Source organism: Succinivibrio sp., from assembly GCF_045124615.1.
GTDB lineage: Bacteria > Pseudomonadota > Gammaproteobacteria > Enterobacterales > Succinivibrionaceae > Succinivibrio > Succinivibrio faecicola.
In genome coordinates, this window is sequence record NZ_JBGVMC010000039.1 from 1 (window position 1) to 3,206 (window position 3,206).

General features: G+C 35.0%; 4 protein-coding genes. 3 read left to right on the top strand and 1 reads right to left on the bottom strand.

Features of this window, described 5'->3' with window-relative positions:
- The coding region (locus ACJML3_RS00940; protein ID WP_406019819.1) for an AAA family ATPase at positions 1–257 on the bottom strand (257 nt) is incomplete at its 3' end.
- Positions 258–619: 362 nt separating this feature from the next.
- On the opposite strand from ACJML3_RS00940, the gene ACJML3_RS00945 reads away from it, so the two are divergent.
- The 3 genes from ACJML3_RS00945 (at position 620) to ACJML3_RS00955 (ending at position 3,078) form a co-directional block, all read left to right on the top strand.
- On the top strand, positions 620–2,005 hold the full coding sequence (locus ACJML3_RS00945; protein WP_406019821.1) for a DUF3322 domain-containing protein: 1,386 nt from the start codon (positions 620–622) through the stop codon (positions 2,003–2,005).
- A gap of 47 nt (positions 2,006–2,052) precedes the next feature.
- Positions 2,053–2,676, top strand: coding sequence for an L-threonylcarbamoyladenylate synthase (locus tag ACJML3_RS00950; RefSeq protein WP_406019823.1), 624 nt, complete (start codon positions 2,053–2,055; stop codon positions 2,674–2,676).
- A 63-nt stretch (positions 2,677–2,739) separates the two neighbouring features.
- A complete protein-coding gene (locus ACJML3_RS00955) occupies positions 2,740–3,078 on the top strand; it encodes a hypothetical protein (protein WP_406019825.1) in 339 nt (112 codons plus the stop codon).
- The last annotated feature ends 128 nt before the right edge of the window (positions 3,079–3,206 follow it).

The following is a 3,206-nucleotide window of genomic DNA, read 5'->3' on the forward strand; positions in this document are numbered from 1 at the left end:
TCAAGACCTTCAAAGAGTTTTTCTTTGTATTCTCTGTTATCACTGCCATCTTTGCCAATAGTTAAATATGTGGCAAACATATCCATAAGCAGTGTTTTACCAAAGCGTCTTGGTCTTGTAAAAAGGATCACAGGAGAGAGATTGGTAAAGACTTTTTTTATATAAGAGGTCTTATCAATATAATAACCACCATTTTGAATGATATATGCAAAGTCCTCATTGCCAAGTGGCAATGGTTTGAATGTCTTTTCAGTCATTTTTATATCCAGAATATATAGTAACTATATGTAGTTTAGCTGAATTTACTGTTAATTCAAATGATAGCAGTAGATTATATTTGAAATCGTGTCTATTATTGTCAATCTTAGGATAAGACAAATTAAATCCTTTTTAACTTATAACTATATCTTTATACTTAGTAGTGCACATTATAAATCGTGACAATTAATAAAAAAGCGATAATTAATAGTGCTGTTTGTAGTTATTTTTGGAAATCTAGCCAAAATGGACTATTATTTTTGTGTATTAAGTTCAAAAATAATAACTTGTTGATATACATATTCATTTAATGATTTTATTATAACAACAACTATATAAGTATGCTTTAAGGAGCTATTAAGTGAAGACCCGCAACAGTATTCGTGCAGAAATTAATGCACTCTACAAAAGTAAAGTAATTGCATGGATCAGTGATTCAATCAAAAACAATAAGCCTGCAGATGCAGTTCGTATCTATTTAGGTGCTCCTACACGTGATGAGGATGTTGTTGCAAATAAGGATGAATTCATAAAATTCTGTGCAGACTGGCATAAGGAAATCACAGCAGGAAAGGTCGATTTTATTGAGAAAACCTATCCTGATATCGGTACTATTGAGGTACCTATTCATCTTGTTTTTGAAAAGATCGATGATATTGCAACATGGGCAGGACACCTTGTTGAATTCCATTCAGCAGAATCCAGATTAAAAGCTCTGCAGCATGAATTACCTGATCTAATTGATGCTGGTGTTGAGAACATTCACTATCTGACATCTTTAGATGACAGTGATTTTATAAGATTTGTTCAGGTATGCAAATGGTTGTGTTCTCACAAGAACTCTAATTCTTTTATTCGTCAGATCCCTGTACGCGGCATTGATACTTTGTGGTTTGAATCTCACAGATTCCTTATCCTCAATTTCCTTCGTGATTATCTTGATTTAAATCCTGTAAGAAAAGATCTTCTGCAGTTGGGATTACTACCTCCTCCTCAGACTGTTAGAGTAGTTCTACTTGACAATGTTCTAAGATCAAAGGTAGGCGGTCTTCGTGATCTGGGTATTACTGTAAAGGATCTGGCTAAACTTGATATAAAACCAAGAAAGGTTTATTTCGTTGATGATTTAGCAACAGCATTGTCAATTCCTGATATTCCTGGTGTAGTAATTATTGTACTCCCATCTAAACTGTCAGATATCTGCAAGATTTCATGGGTTGCACATGCTCAGTGCGCTTATCTGTCTGGTATTGAAATGAGATCTTTTGCAATTATCAATAATATCCGTGTTTATCTGCCAAATACAAAATCTCTGACTTTAAACAAGGATATCTTTGTTTCTGCTAAAGATTTATGGTCATTTGACGATATTGAAATCGAAGAACTCAATTCCTCTATGGCTTTAACCGATCAGGAATCTATGCTTTACAATATGTTGGCTGCCGGAGTTTTTGGCAGACGTGCAAAGCTACCTTTAGAGAGAATGCCACTAGAGCAGATCTTTAAGCTTATGGATATTGTTACTGATGTAGAAGCATTTGTATCAGACAGAAAGGCTGATGCTGTTGTTACTACCAGAAGCAATAATGAGTTTTCAGAAAATTCTTTTGTGAATAATGACAGCGAAAAAAAATCAGTTGAAGTGAATAAATCCATGAGTGCGGCGAATGATATCACTGTTGAAAAGACAGAATCAAATTCTGATGAGAAAATAAATCAACCGGATAATTCAGCTCAGATACCTTAAATGATGATGGGCACCTTAAGGTGCCCTCGTTTTAGGAAGAATATAAAATGACAGCACAATATATTACAGTTCACCCTGATAACCCACAAAAACGTTTTATTTCTCAGATTTGTTCTATCATCAATGACGGCGGTGTTGCTGTACTGCCAACAGATTCAGCCTATGCACTGTGCTGTAAGCTTGAAAACAAAAATGCTGTAGAGCGTATTGCAAGGATCCGTCAGGTAGACAAACATCACAACTTTACGCTTTTATGTAGAGATTTATCTGAAATCTCAGAATATGCAAGAGTTGACAACTCTGTATTCAGACTGTTGAAGAACAATACACCAGGAGCTTATACATTTATTCTACCTGCAACAAAAATTGTTCCAAAAAGACTGATGAATGAAAAAAGAAAGACAATCGGTATCAGAGTTCCTAAAAACGCTATTCTTGATGCAATTATTGCAGAACTTGATGCTCCTTTGATGAGCTGTTCTCTTATTCTTCCTGGTGATGAGATTGCTCAGAATGATCCTGTTGAGATAAATGACAGAATAGGATCTGTTGTTGATCTTATAGCTGACGGTGGTGTTCTTACTACCTCACCAACTACGGTTATCGTTTTTGAGGATGGAGTTCCATCTATAGTAAGAGTTGGCTCTGGTAATACTGAGCAATTTGAATAATATTTTTTTGAGTATATCCTTGTGACAAAGAAAAAGCTCCTTGAACTGCATTTGAGAATTTGCATGGTAGCGATGGTTATTGCGATCATCCTAGGTGTGTTTTTAGCTCCATTGCAGTTATCAAAGCCAAATGCTGTTCTTAAGATAAATCATGATAGAGAGCAAATAATCAATGCTGCAAGAACTGAGCTTATGCTATCTAAAACTCAGAAGGAAATGAGCTACAGAGTGAATGTAAAACCTCTTGGAAAAATCAAAAATCTAAAGGAAGATGCTATGAAACAAGCTTATCATGAACATGTTTCAAGAAAAAGAGGTATAAATTTATTAGAGGATTATCCTATTAAGGGAACAGCTGGTAATAAGACCCTTTTTGAGATGAAATTAAAAGAAAAAGCGTAACTACTCAGAACCTACCCCTAAAATAATCTTCTCAGCCTTACCATTAAAAGCAGAGGTCAGAGCAACAAATGCATCTATACCTTGTTTTCTTGCTGTGCTGAGAAAGGATGTAATCGTCAGGTAGTTCT

Coding starts and splice junctions, on each gene's coding strand:
- ACJML3_RS00950 (WP_406019823.1), top strand. CDS start 2,053: ATGACAGCACAATATATTACAGTTCACCCTGATAACCCACAAAAACGT.
- ACJML3_RS00955 (WP_406019825.1), top strand. CDS start 2,740: ATGGTAGCGATGGTTATTGCGATCATCCTAGGTGTGTTTTTAGCTCCA.